Consider the following 19,036-nt stretch of genomic DNA (forward strand, 5'->3'; position numbering starts at 1 on the left):
CCGGCGTCTGCGCAGCACGGCGATGCCATGCCCGGGCGACAGGACGCCTGTCAGGGCACCTCGCGATCGATGCGCGAAGTGCGCTGCGTCTCCGGCATCCACAGGTAGACCAGCAACGACACGCCGATGCAGGCGGTGACGTACCAGTAGAAGCCGCTTTCGACGCCGGCGTTCTTGAACCACAGCGCCACGTATTCGGCGGTGCCGCCGAACACGGCGACGGTCAGCGCGTACGGCAGGCCGACACCGAGTGCGCGCACCTCGACCGGGAACAGCTCCGCCTTCACCACTGCGTTGATCGCGGTGTAGAAGCTGACAATGGCGAGCGCGGCCAGGATCAGCCAGAACGCCTGTGTCGTGATCCGCACATCCTGCAGCGCGCTCAGGATCGGCACGGTCAGTGCCGTGCCCAGCACGCCGAATGCGATCAGCAGCGGACGCCGGCCGATGCGATCGGACAGCGCGCCGACCACGGGCTGCATGAGCATGAAAACGAACAGCGTCGCCGCGTTGAGCGACGAGGCGGAACGCGTGTCGAGCCCGGCGCTGTTGACGAGGAACTTCTGCATGTAGGTCGTGTACGTATAGAACGCGAGCGTGCCGCCCATGGTCAGGCCGATCACGGTGGCGACGGCACGCGGATGCTGCATCAGCGTGCGCACGGAGCCCTGGCGTTGCCGGGTGGCGGCGCCATCCTGTTCGCCGCGGTCGAAGATGGCCGTTTCCTGCATGGCGCGCCGCAACCACAGTGCGGTGACCGCCGCCAGCGCGCCGATGGCGAAGGGGATGCGCCAGCCCCACGCATGCAGCTGGTCCTCGCTGAGGAACAGCTGTTGCAGCGCGATCAGCACCATCAGGGCCAGCAGCTGGCCCATCACCAGCGTCACGTACTGGAAGCTGGACCAGAAGCCGCGGTGCTCGCGCGTGGCCATCTCGCTCAGGTACGTCGCCGAGGTGCCGTATTCACCGCCGACGCTGAGCCCCTGCAGCAATCGTGCGACCACCAGCAGCACCGGGGCGGCGATGCCGATCGAGGCGTAGCCGGGGGTGAAGGTGATGAGCAGGGAACCGGCGCACATCATCAGCACCGACAGCATCAGCGCACGGCGGCGGCCGTGGCGGTCGGCATAGCGCCCCAACAGCCAGCCGCCCAGCGGCCGCATCAGGAAGCCGACGGCGAAGATCGCGGCAGTGTTGAGCAGCTGCGAGGTGCGGTCGCCCTTGGGGAAGAACGCCTGCGCGAAATACAGCGAGAACGCGCTGTAGACGTACCAGTCGTACCACTCGACCAGGTTGCCGACAGAGCCGGAGAAGATGCTGCGCAGCCGGCGCGCGGGGCTGAGCGGCGTATCGCCGGAAGTCGAATCGTGGGTGGTCGCCACGCGCATCACTGCCGCTGCGCGAGCAACTGTTCGAGCTTCACCTGGTCGGCCGCAAAGCGACGGATGCCGTCGGCGAGCTTTTCCGTGGCCATCGCGTCCTCGTTGTGCCGCCAGCGGAAGCCGGCTTCATCGAGTTGTCGTGGCGCGTCGCCGCGGGCGCCGTCGTCGCTGAGCGCGCGCGGCACCGCGGAGTCGCTGGCTTCGAGCTGCGCCAGCAACTCCGGCGCAATCGTCAGCCGGTCGCAGCCGGAGAGCGCCAGCACCTGGCCGGTGTTGCGGAAGCTCGCGCCCATCACCACGGTGTCGTAGCGGTGGCGCCTGTAGTAGCGCCAGATGCGCGTGACCGACGCGACGCCCGGATCGTCCTGCGGCGTGGCCGGCGCTGGCAGGCCCTGGGCCAGGTGCCAGTCGAGGATGCGGCCGACGAAGGGCGAGATCAGGAACACGCCCGCTTCCGCGCACGCGACCGCCTGCGCGAACGAGAACAGCAGGGTGAGATTGCAGTGGATGCCTTCGCGTTCGAGTTGCCGCGCGGCGTGGATGCCTTCCCACGTCGCCGCGATCTTGATCAGCAGGCGTTCGCGGCCGATGCCCCGGGCCTGGTAGAGCGCGACGAGCTTGCGCGCCTGCGCGAGCGTGGCATCGGCATCGAAGCTGTGGCGTGCATCGCATTCGGTGGAGACGCGTCCGGGAATAAACCTGAGGATTTCCGCGCCGATGGCGACGGCAAGACGATCGCCGGCATCGGCAAGGCGCGCGGTGACGTCGGCGCCCTGGGCGCTGGCGAGCGCGGCATCGATCAGCGGGGCGTACGCCGGCAACGGCGCGGCCTTCAACAGCAGCGAGGGATTGGTGGTGGCGTCGAGCGGTCGGAAGCGGGCAATGGCGTCGATGTCGCCAGTGTCGGCGACTACCGCCGACAGGGCGCGCAGTTGTTCGAGTTGGGTGGTCATGCGCGGATTGTGCGTGAAGCGCGGGATGACGTCATCGGACATGCGCCGTTGCCGGAACGCTAACGGATGGGCGCCTACAGTCGCGCCATGCGAGGCGGATCTTCCATCGCCGGCATCGGCCTGCTGCTGGCATGGCTGGTGTGCAGCCCGGGCGCGCACGCGCAGGATCCCTATGCCGCGCCGCGTAGTGCACTCATTGCCGAGCTGCGCGCGCAAGGCGATACGGAACCGGGCAGCTTCACCCGGATCGATCGCGACGTGCTGGCGGTGATGGGGCGCCTGCCGCGGCATGCCTACGTGCCGGTGGCCGAACGCGCCGACGCCTACGAAAACCGGCCGCTGGGCATCGGTTATGGCCAGACCATCTCGCAGCCGTACGTCGTCGCGCTGATGACCACGTTGGCGCAGCCGCGCGCCGGGCAGAAGGTCCTGGAAGTCGGTACCGGCTCCGGCTACCAGGCGGCGGTGCTGGCCGAGTTCGGCGTGCAGGTCTACACGATCGAGATCGTGGCGCCGCTTGCGGCGCAGGCGCGGCAACGGCTGAGTGGCCAGCGCAACATCACCACGCGCACCGGCGACGGCTATTACGGCTGGAAGGAGCAGGCGCCGTTCGATGCGATCGTGGTGACGGCGGCGGCATCGTCGATTCCGCCGCCGCTGTTGGCGCAGCTCAAGCCGGGCGGACGCATGGTGATTCCGGTCGGCAGCAGTTTCTTCACCCAGACGCTGTTGCTGGTGCAGAAGGACACCGGCGGGCGCGKGCGCACGCGCCAGGTCCTGCCCGTGCGCTTCGTGCCGCTGACCGGCGAGCATTGAGCCGCGACCCCTTGCGATGCCTGCCGCGCGCGAAAGCGAGTTGATCGACCCCGCCGGCGATGCACGCACGCCGTGGCGACTGGCGCTGGCCGTCGCGCTGATTTCCGCCGCGGCGCTGGCCTACCAGTTGTTGCTGATGCGCTGGCTCGCCATCGCGCACTGGTATCCGTTCGCCGCGATGATCATCAGTCTCGCCCTGCTCGGGCACGGAGCCAGCGGCACCTGGCTGAGCATATGGCTGCGGGGGCGTCCGCATGCGTGGTTGGCCGCGCGGTTCGAGGCGACGTTTGCCGGCTGCGCGCTGTTGTATGCGCTGGCTGCGGCGCTGGCCCTGGCGCTCGCCGCCCGCATTCCCTTCAACGGCCTGGAACTGGTGTGGAATCCACGCCAGTTGCTGTGGCTGAGCGCGCTGTACCTGCTGTTGGCGGTGCCGTTCTTCTTTGCCGCCAGCTGTTTCGGCCTGGCGTTCGCCCGGCATGGCCAGCGCATCCCGTTGTTGTACGGCGCCGACCTCCTCGGAGCCGGGGTGGGAGCGCTGGCGGCGCTGGCGCTGGCATGCCTGCCGGTCGAACGCGGCTTGGTGCTGGCCGCGTTGTGTGGGCCGGCTGCGGCGGTGCTGGTGATGAGGCCTCGCGGCGCTGCCTTCGTGGCAGCGGTGGCTGCGGCGGTGGTCGGCGCGGCGCTGCTGCTCGCCTTGTTGCCGAGCCACGCGCTGACGCCGCGACCGAACGAATTCAAGGGCCTGAGCAGGACCCTGCTGCTGCCCGGCGCGCGGATCCTGGTGCAGCGCTCGGGTCCTTATGGCTGGTTGGCGGTGCTCGACAGTCCGCGCGTGCCGCTGCGCCAGGCACCGGGCCTGAGCCTGCAGTTCGCCGACGAACCGCCACCGCAGTTGGGCCTCTACACCGACGGCGACGCGCTGTCGGTGATCGTGCACGACGACGGCTCGCGGCATTCGCGTGCATGGATGGGTGCGATGACATCGGCGCTGCCTTATCGCCTGGTCGCGCCGCGATCCGTGCTGGTGCTCGGCGCCGGTGGCGGCCTCGAGGTATTGCAGGCACTGGCGCTCGGCGCTCGGCGGGTGGACGCGGTGGAACTCGATCCGCAGCGCCTGCGCTGGGTGCGGCAGGATTTCGCCCGCTACGACGGCGGCCTGTATCGCAATCCGCGCGTGCACGTCACGGCCACCGAGCCGCGCGCCTTCGTGCGCGCCAGCGCCGCGCGCTACGACCTGATCGTGCTGGCCGGTGGCGATTCTTTCGCCAGCAGCGGCGCCGGCGTGCAGGCGGCGTCGGAGCAGTACGCGCTGACGGTCGAGGCGATGCGCGATTACCTGGCGCGCCTGTCGCCAGGCGGCATGCTCGCCGTCACACGCTGGAGCAAGCAGCCGCCACGCGACGAGCTCAAGCTCTTCGCCACCGCGATCGCGGCGTTGCGTGAGCGCGGCGTGGACGATCCGGCGTCGCAACTTGCGGCGATCCGCAACTGGGATGCCAGCACGTGGCTGATCGCGCGTCGGCCGTTCACGGCAACGCAGCTTGCGGCATTGCGCGACTTCGCCTCGGCGCATGGCTTCGATCCGGTCTACGCGGCGGGAATGCCGTTCGATTCGACGCAGCGTTTCCACGTGCTCGAACCGCCGTACCTGTTCGACGGCACGCGGGCGCTGCTGTCGCCGCGGGCGCGCGATTACGTGCGCGACTATCGCTTCGCGATCACGCCCGCGCGCGATGACCGCCCCTACTTCGGTGACTATTTCCGCTGGCGCAGCTTGCCGGAGCTGTGGCGACTGCGTGGGCAGGGCAGTGCCGTGCTGCTGGACGCGGGTTACCTGCTGCTGGTCGCCGCGCTGGTGCAGGCAGTGCCGCTGGCGCTGCTGCTGGTCCTGCTGCCGCTGCGCTTCCTGCCGCGTTCGCAGGACGCGCAAGCGGGGTCGTTGTCGCGCCTGCGTGCGAGTGGCTATTTCCTGGCGCTGGGACTGGCGTTCCTGCTGATCGAAATCGCCACGCTGTCGCGCCTGACCTTGCTGGTCGGGCATCCGTTGCTGGCCGCAGGCGTGGGACTGGCGGCGTTCCTGTTGTGCGCGGGCGCGGGCAGCGTGTACACGCAGCGCTGGCTGTCGCAGCGCGCCGTAGTGGACGAGGCGGTGCTGATCGCGCGCATCCGCCGGGCCGTGGGCGCCATCGCGCTCGGGTTGGCGTGGCAGTTCGCGCTGTTCTCCGTTGCCTACAGTCATGGCGCCGCATGGCCGGCCGGGATGCGCGCGGCGCTGGGCGTGGCCGGCATCGCGCCGCTCGCCTTCGCCATGGGCATGCCGTTCGCGCTGGGCCTGTCGCGGCTCGCGCGCACCGCGCCGGAATTCGTGCCCTGGGCGTGGGGACTCAACGGCTGTGCCTCGGTGATCGCGGCGATCGTCGCGGTGCTGCTGGCGATGGCGTGCGGACTGCGCGCGACGCTGCTGATCGCGCTGGGGTTGTACCTGCTAGCGGCGTGGGAATGGCCCGCCCGCCCGCCGTAAACCTTCCAAATCGACAGACCAAGGGCCGCGCGCGCGGCTGACGGCAACGAATAGGCCGCGCTTTGTAAGCAAGCGACCGCTAATACAGATCCACCGGATCCACATCCAATGACCACCGCACCCGCCGCGCCTCAGGCGACGCGTTAATCGCCGGCAGCGCCGCATCGAGCGCGGCATGCAGCGTTCGTCGCTCCGTGGCGGACAACAGCAGTTGCGCGCGCTGGTAGCCCGCGCGGCGCGGCATCGGTGCGGGCAAGGGACCGTGAAGTTCCAGCGATCCGCCAGCATCGCGCAGCGCCACCTTCGCCGCCTGCAGGAAGGCGTGGGTGACCTCGAGCTGCTTGGCTTCGGCGCGCATCAACGCGAGATGCGCGAAGGGCGGAAAGGCGGCGGCCTCGCGCTGTGCGAGTTCTGCATCGGCGAAGGCGTGGTAGCCGCCATTGAGCAGCGTCTCCAGCAGCGGATGCTGTGGATGGTGCGTCTGCAGCAGCACCTCGCCCGCGCGCGCTGCGCGGCCTGCGCGGCCGGCGACCTGGATCAGCAGTTGCGCGAGTTTTTCCGGCGCGCGGAAGTCGGCACTGAACAGGCCTTCGTCGACGCCGACCACGGCCACCAGGGTGAGGTTGGGCAGATCGTGGCCCTTGGCCAGCATCTGCGTGCCGACGAGGATGCCAGGGGCCTCGCCGAAATCATGCAGCAATTTCTCCAGCGCGTCGCGGCGCTGGGTGCTGCCGCGATCGATGCGCAGCACGGGCACGTCGGGAAAACGCTTCGCCAGCGCTTCCTCGATGCGTTCGGTGCCCGCGCCCTGCGACTGCAGCGCGAGGCCACCGCAATCCGGGCAGGCATCGGGCGCGGGGCGACGCGCGCCGCAGTGGTGGCACTGCAGGCGGCGGCCGCCCGCGTGCACGGTCATTGGGGCATCACAGCGAGAGCACTGCGCGCTCCAGCCGCAGTCGTGGCACAGCAGCACCGGCGCGTAGCCGCGGCGGTTCTTGAACACCAGCGCCTGCGAGCCGTTGCGCAGCGTGGCCGCGATCGCCTCGAACAGCTCCGGCGACATGCCCGCATCGAGCGGGCGCTTGCGCACGTCGCACACGCGGACGCGCGGCGGCTGCGCGACGCCGGCGCGCGTGCGCAGGCGCAGGTGCGCGTAGCGACCCGTTTGTGCATTGCGTAACGACTCCAGCGACGGCGTCGCGCTGCCGAGCACGATCGGCACGTCCAGCGCCTTCGCCCGCACCAGGGCGAAATCGCGGGCGTGGTAGCGGATGCCGTCGAGCTGCTTGAAGCTGCCGTCGTGTTCCTCGTCGATGACGATCAGGCCCGCATCGGGCAGCGGCAGGAACACCGCCGAGCGCGTGCCGACCACGACCCGCGCTTCGCCGCGCAGGCACGCAGCCCAGGTACGCGCGCGCTCGCCGTCGCCGAGGCCGGAGTGCAGCGCGTGCACCGGCACGCCCAGGCGTTCGCGGAAGCGCTTGAGCGTCTGCGGGGTCAGGCCGATCTCGGGCACCAGCACCAGCGCCTGTCGCCCGCGCGCGATGCAGTCGCTGATCGCCTGCAGGTACACCTCGGTCTTGCCGCTGCCGGTGACGCCGTCGAGCAGGAACGGCGCGAAGCCGCCGCGCGCGGCGAGCAGCGCGTCGACGGCGGATTGCTGTTCGGGGTTGAGTACCGGCGCGCTGCGCATGGCGGGCTCACCGGCGCGGCGCGGCAGCGCGAAGCGTTCCAGCAGTCCGCGCCCGGCCAGAGCGCGGGCGGCTGCGCGCCAGTCGTCGAGCAGGTCGGCCAGCGCGTCTTCGTCGCGCGCGGCTTCCTCAAGCAGTTCGGCCAGCCGTCGCGGCTTGCCGCGCAGGCGCGGCAGTGCGGTCTGGCCGGCTTCGGTGAGGCGCCAGCCCCAGGCGTGGGTATCGGCCAGCGGCTCGCCCTGGCGCAGCGGCGCCGGCATCGCGGTGGCGAAGACCTCGCCGAGGGGCGCGTGGGTGTAGCGGGCCAGCCAGCGCAGGGACTCGAGCAGCTCGCCGTGGAACAGCGGCGCGTCGTCCAGGCGATGGCCGGCCTTGGCGGCGGGAGCATCGGCATCGGGCGCGCCGATGCCGGCCACGACCCCCACCAGCTCGCGCGGACCGAACGGGACCCGCACCCGACACCCCACGTCGGCCGCCGTCACCCCACCATCGGCGGGCCGGTAGTCGAACAGGCGCGGCACCGGCACGGGCAGAGCCACGTGCCAGACCAAGGCGGGAGCGGTGGGCGGTGCTGTCATCAGGGACAGTGTGCGCGGCGCCTCGCGCCGAGTCATGTTGGTGAAAATTACCCGCCCGGAAGCGGATTCAGGAAACGCGGGCGGAACCCCGGCCAAAAGGCATGTCAGTTGCGCGCCATTCTTCCCTCAAACATGACGTACATCACGTAACTGACGGATATGAAAGGGGATTCGGGCTTATCCACACCAGTTGTGGATAAGTCTGTGGAGTGAATCCCTTCACGCGCACGGAATGCAGGAAACGTAGGCCCCCCATGTGGGTTGGCTAAAAAAGTGCCAATGCCGCTATGTTCTTTAAAATCAATAGCTTGCTCGTGAAACACGGTTGCAGTCGACGCCTGGCAAGTGGGCCCTCGGCGGCGGGTGACGAGATTGTTACTGCTGTGCACAACTGATTTGCCCGCAGCCCGCGCCACGCTTGGAGGAGCACGAAATCGCGCGCTGTCAAGCCTCGATTTCCCCGAGTCAGCGCGGTGACGACAGGACGCCTTCGCGGACACCTTTGGCGACGGTCAGGACAGCGCCGCGAGCACCCGCCGTGACGCTGTGAAACGCCCGCCGAACCGGGCCATGCCGTCGGCGCGCAGGCGCGGGGCGTGTTCGGCCAGATAGGCGTCGAGCGCGGGCTGGCCGCTCAGCCGGTACTGCACGCACAGGCCAATCCGGCCCGGCGCGGCGGGGGGATCGGCGATCTCCAGCACCTGCGCGCCAAGGAAGCCCGGCAGCGCGCCGATCTCCGCGACGTGGGCGGCGAGCCAGTCCAGGTATTCCGCGCGGATCGCGGCATCGATGTCCAGGTTCACCTCGTAGATCACGCCGGCTGCGGGGCTCACGCCACGATCCCCGCCAGCACCGCGAACATGACCACGAACAGCACCAGGACCATGTAGATGGAACCGATCACCAGGTAACGGATGGCAGTCACTGCCCAGTGGTCGCCGTATACCCGGTACTGCATGAGGAACAGGTAGACCGGAATCCAGATCCACAGCGCGGCATCGACCAGGGCGGTGACGACCGCGACCCAGGGGGCGGCGAAGGCATCGTCGATGGCGTTCATCACGAACATCGCCAGCCCCACCAGCAGCAGCCACGCATGGCTGTAGAGCGCGACCACGAAGTGCTCGAGGTAGTGCCGTCCTGATCCGAGATAGGCCAGTTTGAGCAGCAGCGCGAACACCGGCATCAGGAGAAACAGCGCCGTGGGGACGGCGCCGAGCGCGGCCTGCACGAACTGGTCCGGGTTCTCGTCCATGTGTTCCAGGTTTTCCTGGGCACGCGCGATCTTGTGGTTGACCCAGCGGTCCACGAAGGCCGGCATCAGCGGCACGTTGACCGGATTGGTCTTCTCGTCCCATGGGTTGTTGAAGCTCCACTGGTCGTCGCGATCAGCCTTGGCTCGCGCCGGTTTTGCCGCGGTGGTGGTTGTAGCGGCGGTAGTCGCGGCGGGCGGGCCACTGGCGGCCGCCTTTGCCGGGGCCGGCGTACTTGCTGCCGCCGTTGGCGCGCCGCCGGTGTTCTTGCCGGTGTTCCCGCTTTTGGCCGCCTTGGCTTCGAGTTCGGCGATGCGCGAGGCCGCTTCGCCCTGGATGCGCGCGCGCGTTGCGATCAGGGCGGCGTTGACGCCCGGCACCTTCGCGGCCTTGGCTTCCTCGACCGCGAGCTTCTTGAGCAACCGGTCCTCGACCTGGCGGACTTCCTCGGCGGTCTGCGCCTGGGCCATGGCGGCCCCGCCCTCGCCGCCGAACTGGATCGCGGGCTCGTCCATGTGCACGACGAGCTTGCCCACGAAGAACGTCAGCAGACTGACGATCACGAACAGCCGCAAGGGCGCGATGTAGCGCATGCGCTGCCCGGCGAGGTAGTTCAGGGCGATGCGGCCGGGGACGAGCAGGTCGCGCAGCGTGCGGAATACGCGGCCATCGAGGTGCCAGAAGGATTCGAGTATCTCTTCCAGCGCATGGCCGAAGTGTCGCGTCGGGCTGTGCACCGATTGCCCGCACTCGTGGCAATAGTGGCCCTGCAACAGCGTGCCGCAGTTCTCGCAATGTGTTGGCGTATGTTGCGCGTCCGTACCAGCCATGCCCCGTGTCCCCGTGCCGTCATATGGCATCGTCATCAGGCGGCTAAGATAGCGATCCCTCGTGACCCGGCGCCAGCGGCCCGCGGTTCAACCCGCACACCGGGTTACTGGTGCCGCGCCCGCGGCTGATAACCGAAAAGCCGCGAGCGTGTTGGCTGGCTGGGAACGGCCGGTTCCCGCGACGCCGGGATGGCACGTCGTTGTATGGGAGCTTGCGCTGATCGATGTCCATTGAATCCACCCTGCCGGCAGCGCCGCGCTTCGCCAGCGAAGTGCGCACCACGGCCGTGCTTGCCGCGCCGCTGGTGGGCGGGCACGTCTCCACCGGCCTGATCGGCTTCGTCGACAGTGTCATCGCCGGCCACCACGGCACTGCGACGCTGGCGTCGGTCGCGGTCGGCACCGCGTTGTTCTGGCTGCCAATGATGATTGCGATGGGCACGTTGATGTCGTTGCCACCGGCGGTGTCGCAACTCGATGGCGCGGCACGGCGACCCGAAATCGGCGCGCTGTTCCGCCAGGGACTGTGGCTGGCGGCGATGCTCGGCGTGCCGCTGTTCGGCTTCCTCACCTTCAGCGTGCACGCGCTGGAGCCGATGGGGATCGCGGCGGAGATCCGTCCGGGCGCGATCGCGTTCCTGCACGGCATCCGCTGGGGCGTGCCGGGTCTCACGCTGTACCTGACCATGCGCTACCTCAGCGATGGCCTGCACTTTACGCTGCCGACGATGTTGCTGGGCTTCGGTGGCCTGCTGGTGCTGGTGCCGCTGGGATACGCGCTGACCTACGGTATCGGCCCGTTTCCAGAGCTTGGCGCGGGCGGCCTGGGCATCGCGTCCGCGCTGATGATGTGGGCGCAGGCGCTGACCTTCGCGCTGTACCTGTGGCGGGCGAAACGCTTTGCCGACCTCGAGCTGTTCGATCACTTCGATCCTCCGCACGGTCCCACGCTGCGCACGCTGCTGCGCACGGGCCTGCCGATCGGCGTGACGGTGACGATGGAGGGCGGCCTGTTCATCGCCACCGCCCTGCTGATCGGCCGACTGGGCGAGATCCCCGCCGCCGCCCACCAGATCGCGATCAACGTGTCCGCATTGTGTTTCATGGTGCCGATGGGTATCGCCGAAGCCACGACCGTGCGCATCGGCCATGCGCTGGGTCGCGACGATGCCTTCGGCCTGCGCCGCGCGGCGCTGGCGGGCTACGTCATCGTCCTGGCCACGCAGGCGATGTCGGCGCTGCTGCTGCTCACCGGCAATGAATACGTGGTCGGCTTCTACACCGCCGACGGCACGGTGGCGGCGTTGGCGGCGTCGCTGCTGCTGTACGCGGCGGCGTTCCAGTTCCCCGACGGCGTGCAGGTGCTTTCGGCGGGCGCGCTGCGCGGACTGAAGGACACGCGCGTGCCGATGGTGCTGGCCGCCCTGGCGTACTGGGGCATCGGCATGCCGGTGGGCGCGGGGCTGGGGCTGGGCGTGGGGTGGGGCCCGCGCGGCATGTGGGTGGGGCTGATCTGCGGCCTGACCGTGGCCGCGGTGCTGCTGGCGGCGCGATTCTGGCGCTCGAGCCAGAGGCTCACATGAATGCTTTGCGTTCGCCCCAAGCCCGCGTCGAGCGCGACACAGCCCCCTGAGTCAGGGGGCGATTCGCGCCGCAAGGCGCGAATGGGGGTGTGGCAGCGCCTGGCGGGGCCCGAAGTTTGCGCAGCAAACTTTGGGGTTTCCCGGCGCAAGCCCGGGAAACGCCGTGACCTGTGGCGGGTGAAACCCCGGCAGCAGGCGGGTAACCTGCTCCCATCGTTCCGGAGTCAAGTGCATGAATACCCAAACAGGACCCAGTGCCCGTCGCGGCCCCATCGCCGAATTCTTCGTCGGCCTGTGGAACGTGATGAACTTCACCCGCAAGCTGGTCCTCAACATCCTCTTCTTCGGCTTGCTGCTGCTGTTGCTTGCCATCGTGCTGATCATTGCGGGCGCCGGCGGTGCCAAGCCGCTGCTCGACGAAACCGCGCTGGTGATCGAACCTACCGGCCCGCTGGTGGAGCAGTTCACATCCGATCCGGCCGAGCGCGCGTTCAAGCGCGCCGTAGGTGATCGCGACGGCGACGAGATCCAGTTGCGCGACGTGCTGCGCGCGCTGGACGCGGCCAAGGACGACAAGCGCATCGACCGCGTCGTGCTCAAGCTCGATCGCCTCCAGGGCGGCGGCATGGCCTCGCTGCGCGAAGTCGCCGCCGCCATCGCCAAGGTCAAGGCCAGCGGCAAGGAAGTCGTCGCCTACAGCGAGATGATGGACCAGAAGCAGTACCTGCTCGCCGCGCAGGCGAACGAGATCTACCTGGATCCGATGGGTGGCATGCTGCTCGAGGGCCTGGGCCGTTATCGCCAGTACTACCGCCAGGGCCTGCAGGACAAGCTCGGCGTCGATGTGCACCTGTTCAAGGTCGGCGAATACAAGTCCGCGGCCGAACCCTACGTGCTCGATGCCGCTTCGCCACAGGCGAAGGAAGCGGACCTGTACTGGATGAACGACGTGTGGCAGCGCTACCTCGCCGACATCGCCAAGGCGCGCAAGCTCGACGCTGGCAAGCTCGCCGAGGGCATCGACCAGCTGCCGGCCGGCATCACCGCGGTACAGGGCGACATCGCCAGGTACGCGATGCAGCAGAAGTTCGTCGACGGGCTGAAGACGGCCGAGGAAGTCGGCGACCTGCTGGCCGAGCGCGGCGCGAGCGACGCCGATGCCGAGGACGGGTACCGCCAGGTCTCGCTCGACGACTACCTCGGCCACCTCAACGCGCGCATCAATCCGATCGACGAGCGTCCGCAGGTGGCCGTGGTGGTGGCCGAGGGCGAGATCAGCAGCGGCGAGCAGCCGCCCGGCCGCATCGGTGGCGTGTCCACCGCGGAACTGCTGCGCGACGCGCGCGACGACGACCACGTCAAGGCACTGGTGCTGCGGGTGAATTCGCCCGGTGGCGAAGTCTTCGCCAGCGAGCAGATCCGCCGCGAGATCGCCGGCCTCAAGAAGGCGGGCAAGCCGGTGGTGGTGTCGATGGGCGACCTCGCCGCGTCGGGCGGTTACTGGATTTCGATGAATGCCGACAAGATCTACGCCGACGAATCGACCATCACCGGCTCGATCGGCATCTTCGGCCTGATTCCGACCTTCCAGCGCTCGCTCGACAAGATCGGCGTGCACAGCGACGGCGTGGGCACCACGAAGTTCGCCGGTGCGTTCGACATTACCCGGTCGCTGCAGCCGGAAGTCGGCCAGGTCATCCAGACCGTGATCGACAAGGGCTACCGGGACTTCACCGGTCGCGTCGCCAGTGCGCGCAAGCGCAGCGTCGAACAGATCGACGAAGTCGCGCGCGGCCGCGTGTGGAGCGGCGCGCAGGCGAAGGAGCGCGGCCTGGTCGACGATTTCGGCGGCCTGCAGGTCGCGATCGACGATGTCGCCCGGCGCGCAAAGCTCGGCAAGGCGGACAGCTACCGCGTCCGCTATCTCGAGAAGGAAGTGCCGCCGTTCGCGCAGCTGTTCTCCAGCTTCGTCGGCAGCCGCCTGGGCGCGCAGTGGTTGCAGCACTCGTCGTTCGCGCAGGGCATGGCGCAGACGCTGCTGCCGCGTGCCCTGCCACAGACGGCCAAGGACCTGCGCTTCCTCGAAAGCGCGATCGAGCCGACCCGCGGCGTGCCGGTGAAGTCGCTCGCGTACTGCTTCTGCGGCCTGTAGGCGCCGGCCTGTAGGCGCGCATTGCACCAAGCAAAACGCCCGGCATTGCCGGGCGTTCTTGTTTACGGCTGGCAGGGCCGCCCGCGGCTCAACCGCCAGTGGCTTCGTCGATCGCCTTGCGCTGCTCGTCCGCCGCTTTCTGCATCTCGTCCTCGACGCCCTTGGCCTTGTCGAGCGGCGCCTGGATCGACTTGCCCAGGTCGCTCTGCGGAGCCTCGGCCCGCGGCTTGGGTGGACGCTCCTTTTCCGGTGGCTCCGGCCTGGAGCACGCAGCCAGCATCAGCAACACGCAACACAGCAGCGGTCGAACCATTGGCACTTCTCCGGTCGGGGCTGCGGCTATGCTACGCCGGTCGCGCAGGCCGGGCAGCCCGCGCCGTCCAAGACAAGAATGGAGAGCTCATGGATCCCAAGCGTTGGCGGCTGGACGGGCAGCTGGCCCTGGTCACCGGTGGCAGCGCGGGCATCGGCCGCGCGATCGCACGCGAACTGCTCGGTTTCGGTGCCGACGTGCTGCTGGCCGCGCGCGATGCGACCGGCCTGGAAACCGCGCGCGCGGAGCTGCTGGAAGACTTCCCCGAACGCGACGTCAGCACCTTCGTTGCCGACGTCGCCGACGACGAACAGCGGCGCGAACTGCTCGACTGGGTCGAGGACTTCGGCGAAGGCCTGCACATCCTCGTCAACAACGCCGGCGGCAACGTCACCAAGCCGGCGACCGACTACACCGAGGACGAATGGCGGCAGATCTTCGAGATCAACCTGTTCTCCGCCTTTGAACTCTCGCGCTACGCCCATCCGCTGCTTGCCCGCCATGCTGCGTCGAGCATCGTCAACGTCGGCAGCGTGTCCGGCGTGACCCACGTACGCAGCGGTGCGCCCTATGGCATGAGCAAGGCGGCGATGCACCAGATGACGCGCAACCTCGCGGTGGAATGGGCGGAGGATGGCGTGCGCGTGAACTGCGTGGCGCCGTGGTACATCCGCACGCGCCGTACCTCCGACAAGCTCGCCGATCCGGATTACCTCGACGAGGTGTTGCTGCGCACGCCGCTGGGCCGCATCGGCGAACCCGAGGAAGTCGCGGGGGCCGTTGCCTTCCTGTGCCTGCCCGCGTCGAGCTATGTCACCGGCGAATGCATCGCCGTGGACGGCGGTTTCCTGCGTTACGGCTTCTAGCCGCGCGGTGCCCGCGGCGCTGCGGCGCTTACTTCAGCAGCGGATCGAGCGCGCGCCAGACATGGTCGCGCAGCAGCGGCTGCGCTGCCGCCACCGGGTGCATGTTGTCGGCCTGGAAGTAGCTGCGATCGCGCGCGATCGGTTCGAGCAGGAAGGGCAGCAGGGCGGTGTCGAACAGTTTCGCCAGGTCGCGGTAGTTCTGCTCGAAGGCGTGGGTGTACTCGCTGCCGTAGTTCGGCGGCAGGCGCATGCCCACCAGCAGCACCTTCGCCCCGACACCCTGTGCCGCACCGATCATGCGCGCGAGGTTGCGGCGCGTTTCCCGTGGCGGCAATCCGCGCAATCCGTCGTTGGCACCCAGCGCGATCACCACGACCGTCGGCCGCACGCGCGCCACTTCGTTCACTACGCGGGCGGCGCCACCCGCGCTGGTCTCGCCACTGATGCTGGCGTTGACCATGCGCCATCCCGGTTTCGCCCGGGCCAGGCGCTGTCCAGTCAGCGCGACCCAGCCCTCGCTGGCGTCCAGCCCGTACGCGGCCGACAGTGAATCGCCGAACACCATCACCGTGGGCGGCGGCAGCGGCTCCAGCTTGTGCGCAGCCGCGGCCTGCGCGGTGGCGAACAGCGAGAGGGCCAAGGCCAGCAGGACGAGGTGCACCCGTACTTTCGGCCATTGAAGCCAGCGCAGCGGCGCCTTATCTCTTGATTTCATCCACTTCTCCCGTCGAACCCGCGGTGGCGCGATCCCCACACCGGGGTCGCCCGCCATGATGGACACCCGCGATGAATAGAGCCGATCCGCTGTCCGTTCAAGCCGATGCTGCCTCGGCGATCGCCGCGCACGCTGGACACGCGCTGGAAGTGAACGGGCTGGGCAAGCGCGTGCCGCTGCCTGCCGGCGAACTGACCATCCTCGAGGGCGTCGGCTTCACCATCGAGCGCGGCGATGCGGTCGCGATAGTGGGAGCCTCCGGCTCCGGCAAGAGCACGCTGCTGGCCCTGATGGCGGGACTCGACGTGCCCAGCAGCGGTCGCGTCGTGCTCGAGGGCGAGCCGATGTCCACGCTCGACGAGGATGGCCGCGCGCGCGTGCGCGGCGAGAAGGTCGGCTTCGTGTTCCAGAGCTTCCAGCTGCTGCCCTCGCTGACCGCACTGGAGAACGTGATGCTGCCGCTGGAACTGCGCGGCGATGCCGACGTGGAAACGCCGGCGCGCGCGATCCTCGCGCAGGTCGGGCTGGGCGAGCGGCTGGGCCATTACCCGCGCCAGCTCTCCGGTGGCGAGCAGCAGCGCGTGGCGCTGGCGCGCGCGTTCGTGACGCGGCCCGCGCTGCTGTTCGCGGATGAACCCACCGGCAATCTCGACACGCGCACCGGGCAGGCGATCATCGAACTGTTGTTCGACCTCAATGCCGCGGCCGGCACCACGCTGGTGCTGGTGACGCATGACGAACACCTGGCGCAGCGCTGCAACCGCATGCTGCGGCTGGACTGTGGCCGGCTGGTGCCGGCGTGAAGGGCTCCGCGTTCGCGCTTGCCTGGCGCCAGCTGCGGCGCGACCTGAAGTCCGGCGACATCCGCATCCTGCTGGCAGCGCTGGCGCTCGCCGTATTCGCGGTGACCGCGGTCGGCTTCGTCACCGATCGCGCCGAACGTGCGCTTGCGATCGAAGCCAACCGCCTGATGGGCGGCGATGCCGTAGTCCGCGGCGATGCGCCGATCGCCGGCGAGGTGCGCAAGGCGGCGACCATGCCTGGCCTGCGTTCGACCGAGACCGTCGAACTCAATTCGATGATCCGCGTTGCCCGTGCCGGGCACGATGCGCACGCCGATGCGGACAGCCTGCGTCTGGGCGACCTGCGCGCCCTCGCTCCCGGCTTCCCGCTGCGCGGAACGTTCCGCGTGCTCGACGGACGCGGCGTGGAGCGCAATGCCGACGACATTCCCGCACGCGGCACGGTGTGGATGAGCCGCGCGGGCGCCGACACGCTCGGCGCCGCGATCGGCGACACGGTGCGCCTGGGTGATGCGTCGCTGCGCCTGGCCGCGCTGGTGGCGCAGGAGCCCGATGCCGCGCTGGATTACTTCAACGTCGCGCCCAAGGTGTTCCTCAACCTGGCCGACCTGCCGGCAACCGGGCTGGTGCAGGAAGGCAGCCGGGTCGGCTATCGGCTCGTCGTCGCCGGCGATGCCGGTGCGGTCGAGCGCTTCGTCGCCACCGCGCGCGCTTCGCTCGGCCGGGGCCAACGCCTGGAAACAATCGGCCAGGTGCGTCCGGAAATCCGCTCCGCGCTCGAACGCGCCTCGCGTTTCCTTGGCCTGGCCGCGCTGGTGTCGGTGGTGCTTGCCGCGATCGCGGTGGCGATGGCCGCACGCCGGCACAGTGCGCGCCACCTGTCCGGCGCCGCGGTGATGCGGTGCCTCGGTGCGAGCCAACGCACCCTGGTGGGCATCCATGTCGGCGAGCTGCTCCTGCTTGGCGTGATGGCGAGCGTGCTCGGCGTGGCGTTCGCATTCGCCACGCAATGGGCGCTTAGCGACTGGCTGGGACGCGTGCTCTCGCTGTCGATTCCTCCCAGCGGCTGGCTGCCGGCGATGCAGGGCTTTGGCGTCGGCCTGGTAGTGCTGCTCGCCTTCGGCGCACCGCCGGTGCTGGCGCTGCGGCGCGTGTCGGCGCTGCGCGTGCTGCGCCACGACCTCGACGCGACCGAGCCCAGCGCATGGTTCGTCGCGCTCGCCGGCATCACCGGGCTGGCCGCGCTGCTGTGGTGGAAGGCGGGCTCGGCGACGCTGGGCGGCGCGATGCTGGTCGGCATCGGCGTCACCTTCGCGGTGCTCGCCTTGCTGGCATGGCTGCTGATCGTCGTCGTGCGCCGCTTGCGTCCGCGCCTGCGCGGCAGCCTGCGCTACGGGCTGGCCAACGTCAGCCGCCGCGCGGCCACGAGCGTCGCGCAGGTGACCGCGCTGGGACTCGGGCTGATGGCGCTGCTGCTGCTCACGTTCGTGCGCACCGATCTGCTCGATCGCTGGCAGCTCTCGCTCGCGCAGGACGCACCCAACCGTTTCATCATCAACGTGCAGGACGACCAGGTGCAGCCTGTGCGCGACTTCATCGCCGCCCAGGGCCTGGCCACGCCGACACTGTTCCCGATGGTGCGCGCACGCCTGGTCGCGCATAACGGCGCGCCGGTCGCGAATGCCGCAACCCAGGCGAAAGCCGCCGGCGGCGACACGGATGCCGATGAAGTGCGCGCGCGACGCCGCAGCGAGCGCGAATTCAACCTCTCCACGACGAACGTCCTGCGCGACGACAACAAAGTGGTCGCAGGCACGTTCTGGAAGGCGGGTGCGCGCCTCGCGCCGCAGTTCTCGGTCGAGGAGGATTTCGCCGCGTCACTGGGCTGGAAGGTCGGTGACCGCATCGCCTTCGACATCGCCGGACAACGCCTGGAAGCGCCGATCACCAGCGTGCGCAGCGTGGAATGGGAAAGCTTCCGACCCAACTTCTTCGTCATCGCCGCGCCGGGCACGCTCGACGGCTTCCCCGCGAGCCACATCACCGCGGTCAGCGTGCCGGAGGCGAAGACCCGCTTCACTGCCGACCTGGTGGCGCGCTTTCCCAACGTATCGGTGATCGATGTCGCGGCCGTGCTCGCGCAGGTACGCGCCACCGGTGACCAGGTCTCGCGGGTGGTGCAGGTGGTGTTCTGGCTTTCGCTCGCGGCCGGCGTGCTGGTGCTGATGGCGGCGATCAGCGCCAGCCAGGACGAGCGCCTGCTCGAGGGCGGCGTGATGCGCGTGCTGGGCGGCAGCCGCTTGCAACTGCGCCTGGCGCAGGCGTCCGAATTCGCGGCGATCGGCCTGCTCGCGGGGCTGGTCGCGGCGATAGCGGCGTCGGTGCTGTCCGGCGTCATCGCGGAGCGCGTGTTCGACCTGCCGTGGGAGCCGGACTGGATGCTCGCCGTCGCCGGAGGCGGCCTGGGCATGCTCGCCGCGCTCGCCGCGGGCCTGTTCGCGACACGGCGCGTGCTGGACGCACCGCCCAGCGTGACCTTGCGCGAACTGGGGTGAGGATGGCTTGCTTGCGCGGCATGCC

Annotated in this window: 14 protein-coding genes; 7 read left to right on the forward strand and 7 right to left on the reverse strand. The window is 69.3% G+C overall.

The window, feature by feature from the left end; translation table 11 throughout:
* Positions 1–50 precede the first annotated feature (50 nt).
* Both ACXJJ9_RS05710 and tal read right to left on the reverse strand, forming a co-directional pair.
* Positions 51–1,382 carry an MFS transporter gene (locus tag ACXJJ9_RS05710; protein WP_457096261.1) on the reverse strand — a complete coding sequence of 444 codons (1,332 nt, stop codon included), beginning with the start codon at positions 1,380–1,382 and terminating at the stop codon, positions 51–53.
* 5 nt (positions 1,383–1,387) lie between these two features.
* A complete protein-coding gene (gene tal / locus ACXJJ9_RS05715) occupies positions 1,388–2,335 on the reverse strand; it encodes a transaldolase (RefSeq protein ID WP_457096262.1) in 948 nt (315 codons plus the stop codon).
* A gap of 87 nt (positions 2,336–2,422) precedes the next feature.
* Between tal and ACXJJ9_RS05720 the strand changes: the two genes are divergently transcribed.
* Positions 2,423–3,151, forward strand: coding sequence for a protein-L-isoaspartate(D-aspartate) O-methyltransferase (locus tag ACXJJ9_RS05720; RefSeq protein ID WP_457096263.1), 729 nt, complete (start codon positions 2,423–2,425; stop codon positions 3,149–3,151).
* Positions 3,152–3,167: 16 nt separating this feature from the next.
* Complete coding sequence (locus tag ACXJJ9_RS05725; protein WP_457096264.1) at positions 3,168–5,672, forward strand: spermidine synthase; 2,505 nt, start codon at positions 3,168–3,170, stop codon at positions 5,670–5,672.
* A 79-nt stretch (positions 5,673–5,751) separates the two neighbouring features.
* Here ACXJJ9_RS05725 and ACXJJ9_RS05730 read toward each other — a convergent pair whose 3' ends face one another.
* The 3 genes from ACXJJ9_RS05730 to ACXJJ9_RS05740 all read right to left on the reverse strand — a co-directional run bounded on the left by ACXJJ9_RS05730 (position 5,752) and on the right by ACXJJ9_RS05740 (position 10,024).
* Entirely contained in the window at positions 5,752–7,941 is a 2,190-nt protein-coding gene (locus ACXJJ9_RS05730; protein WP_457096265.1) for a primosomal protein N', read from the reverse strand.
* Between the two features lie 512 nt (positions 7,942–8,453).
* Positions 8,454–8,774 (reverse strand): DUF4286 family protein, encoded by a 321-nt coding sequence (locus ACXJJ9_RS05735; RefSeq protein ID WP_457096266.1) that lies wholly within the window; start codon positions 8,772–8,774, stop codon positions 8,454–8,456.
* Positions 8,771–10,024, reverse strand: coding sequence for a DUF3667 domain-containing protein (locus tag ACXJJ9_RS05740; RefSeq protein ID WP_457096267.1), 1,254 nt, complete (start codon positions 10,022–10,024; stop codon positions 8,771–8,773). Before ACXJJ9_RS05740 ends, ACXJJ9_RS05735 begins: the two co-directional genes overlap by 4 nt.
* A 224-nt stretch (positions 10,025–10,248) precedes the next feature.
* Between ACXJJ9_RS05740 and ACXJJ9_RS05745 the strand changes: the two genes are divergently transcribed.
* Positions 10,249–11,607: an MATE family efflux transporter gene (locus ACXJJ9_RS05745; protein ID WP_457096268.1), complete on the forward strand. Its 1,359-nt coding sequence runs from the start codon at positions 10,249–10,251 to the stop codon at positions 11,605–11,607.
* A 232-nt stretch (positions 11,608–11,839) separates the two neighbouring features.
* Positions 11,840–13,759: a signal peptide peptidase SppA gene (gene sppA / locus ACXJJ9_RS05750; protein ID WP_457096269.1), complete on the forward strand. Its 1,920-nt coding sequence runs from the start codon at positions 11,840–11,842 to the stop codon at positions 13,757–13,759.
* Positions 13,760–13,847: 88 nt separating this feature from the next.
* Here sppA and ACXJJ9_RS05755 read toward each other — a convergent pair whose 3' ends face one another.
* Positions 13,848–14,072, reverse strand: a complete 225-nt coding sequence (locus ACXJJ9_RS05755) for a hypothetical protein (protein WP_457096270.1) — start codon at positions 14,070–14,072, stop codon at positions 13,848–13,850.
* 89 nt (positions 14,073–14,161) lie between these two features.
* Here ACXJJ9_RS05755 and ACXJJ9_RS05760 point away from each other — a divergent pair, with 89 nt between their 5' ends.
* A complete protein-coding gene (locus ACXJJ9_RS05760) occupies positions 14,162–14,938 on the forward strand; it encodes an SDR family oxidoreductase (protein WP_457096271.1) in 777 nt (258 codons plus the stop codon).
* Positions 14,939–14,966: 28 nt separating this feature from the next.
* Here ACXJJ9_RS05760 and ACXJJ9_RS05765 read toward each other — a convergent pair whose 3' ends face one another.
* Positions 14,967–15,653 (reverse strand): arylesterase, encoded by a 687-nt coding sequence (locus ACXJJ9_RS05765; RefSeq protein WP_457096272.1) that lies wholly within the window; start codon positions 15,651–15,653, stop codon positions 14,967–14,969.
* 71 nt (positions 15,654–15,724) lie between these two features.
* Here ACXJJ9_RS05765 and ACXJJ9_RS05770 point away from each other — a divergent pair, with 71 nt between their 5' ends.
* Both ACXJJ9_RS05770 and ACXJJ9_RS05775 read left to right on the forward strand, forming a co-directional pair.
* On the forward strand, positions 15,725–16,456 hold the full coding sequence (locus ACXJJ9_RS05770) for an ABC transporter ATP-binding protein (protein ID WP_457096273.1): 732 nt from the start codon (positions 15,725–15,727) through the stop codon (positions 16,454–16,456).
* Entirely contained in the window at positions 16,453–19,011 is a 2,559-nt protein-coding gene (locus ACXJJ9_RS05775; RefSeq protein WP_457096274.1) for an ABC transporter permease, read from the forward strand. The genes ACXJJ9_RS05770 and ACXJJ9_RS05775 overlap by 4 nt, the downstream gene beginning before the upstream one ends.
* The last annotated feature ends 25 nt before the right edge of the window (positions 19,012–19,036 follow it).

The sequence above is a fragment of the Lysobacter sp. P5_B9 genome, from assembly GCF_054049835.1.

Coding starts and splice junctions, on each gene's coding strand:
- ACXJJ9_RS05725 (WP_457096264.1), top strand. CDS start 3,168: ATGCCTGCCGCGCGCGAAAGCGAGTTGATCGACCCCGCCGGCGATGCA.
- ACXJJ9_RS05755 (WP_457096270.1), bottom strand. CDS start 14,072: ATGGTTCGACCGCTGCTGTGTTGCGTGTTGCTGATGCTGGCTGCGTGC.
- ACXJJ9_RS05760 (WP_457096271.1), top strand. CDS start 14,162: ATGGATCCCAAGCGTTGGCGGCTGGACGGGCAGCTGGCCCTGGTCACC.
- ACXJJ9_RS05740 (WP_457096267.1), bottom strand. CDS start 10,024: ATGGCTGGTACGGACGCGCAACATACGCCAACACATTGCGAGAACTGC.
- ACXJJ9_RS05730 (WP_457096265.1), bottom strand. CDS start 7,941: ATGACAGCACCGCCCACCGCTCCCGCCTTGGTCTGGCACGTGGCTCTG.
- ACXJJ9_RS05765 (WP_457096272.1), bottom strand. CDS start 15,653: ATGAAATCAAGAGATAAGGCGCCGCTGCGCTGGCTTCAATGGCCGAAA.
- tal (WP_457096262.1), bottom strand. CDS start 2,335: ATGACCACCCAACTCGAACAACTGCGCGCCCTGTCGGCGGTAGTCGCC.
- sppA (WP_457096269.1), top strand. CDS start 11,840: ATGAATACCCAAACAGGACCCAGTGCCCGTCGCGGCCCCATCGCCGAA.
- ACXJJ9_RS05770 (WP_457096273.1), top strand. CDS start 15,725: ATGAATAGAGCCGATCCGCTGTCCGTTCAAGCCGATGCTGCCTCGGCG.
- ACXJJ9_RS05745 (WP_457096268.1), top strand. CDS start 10,249: ATGTCCATTGAATCCACCCTGCCGGCAGCGCCGCGCTTCGCCAGCGAA.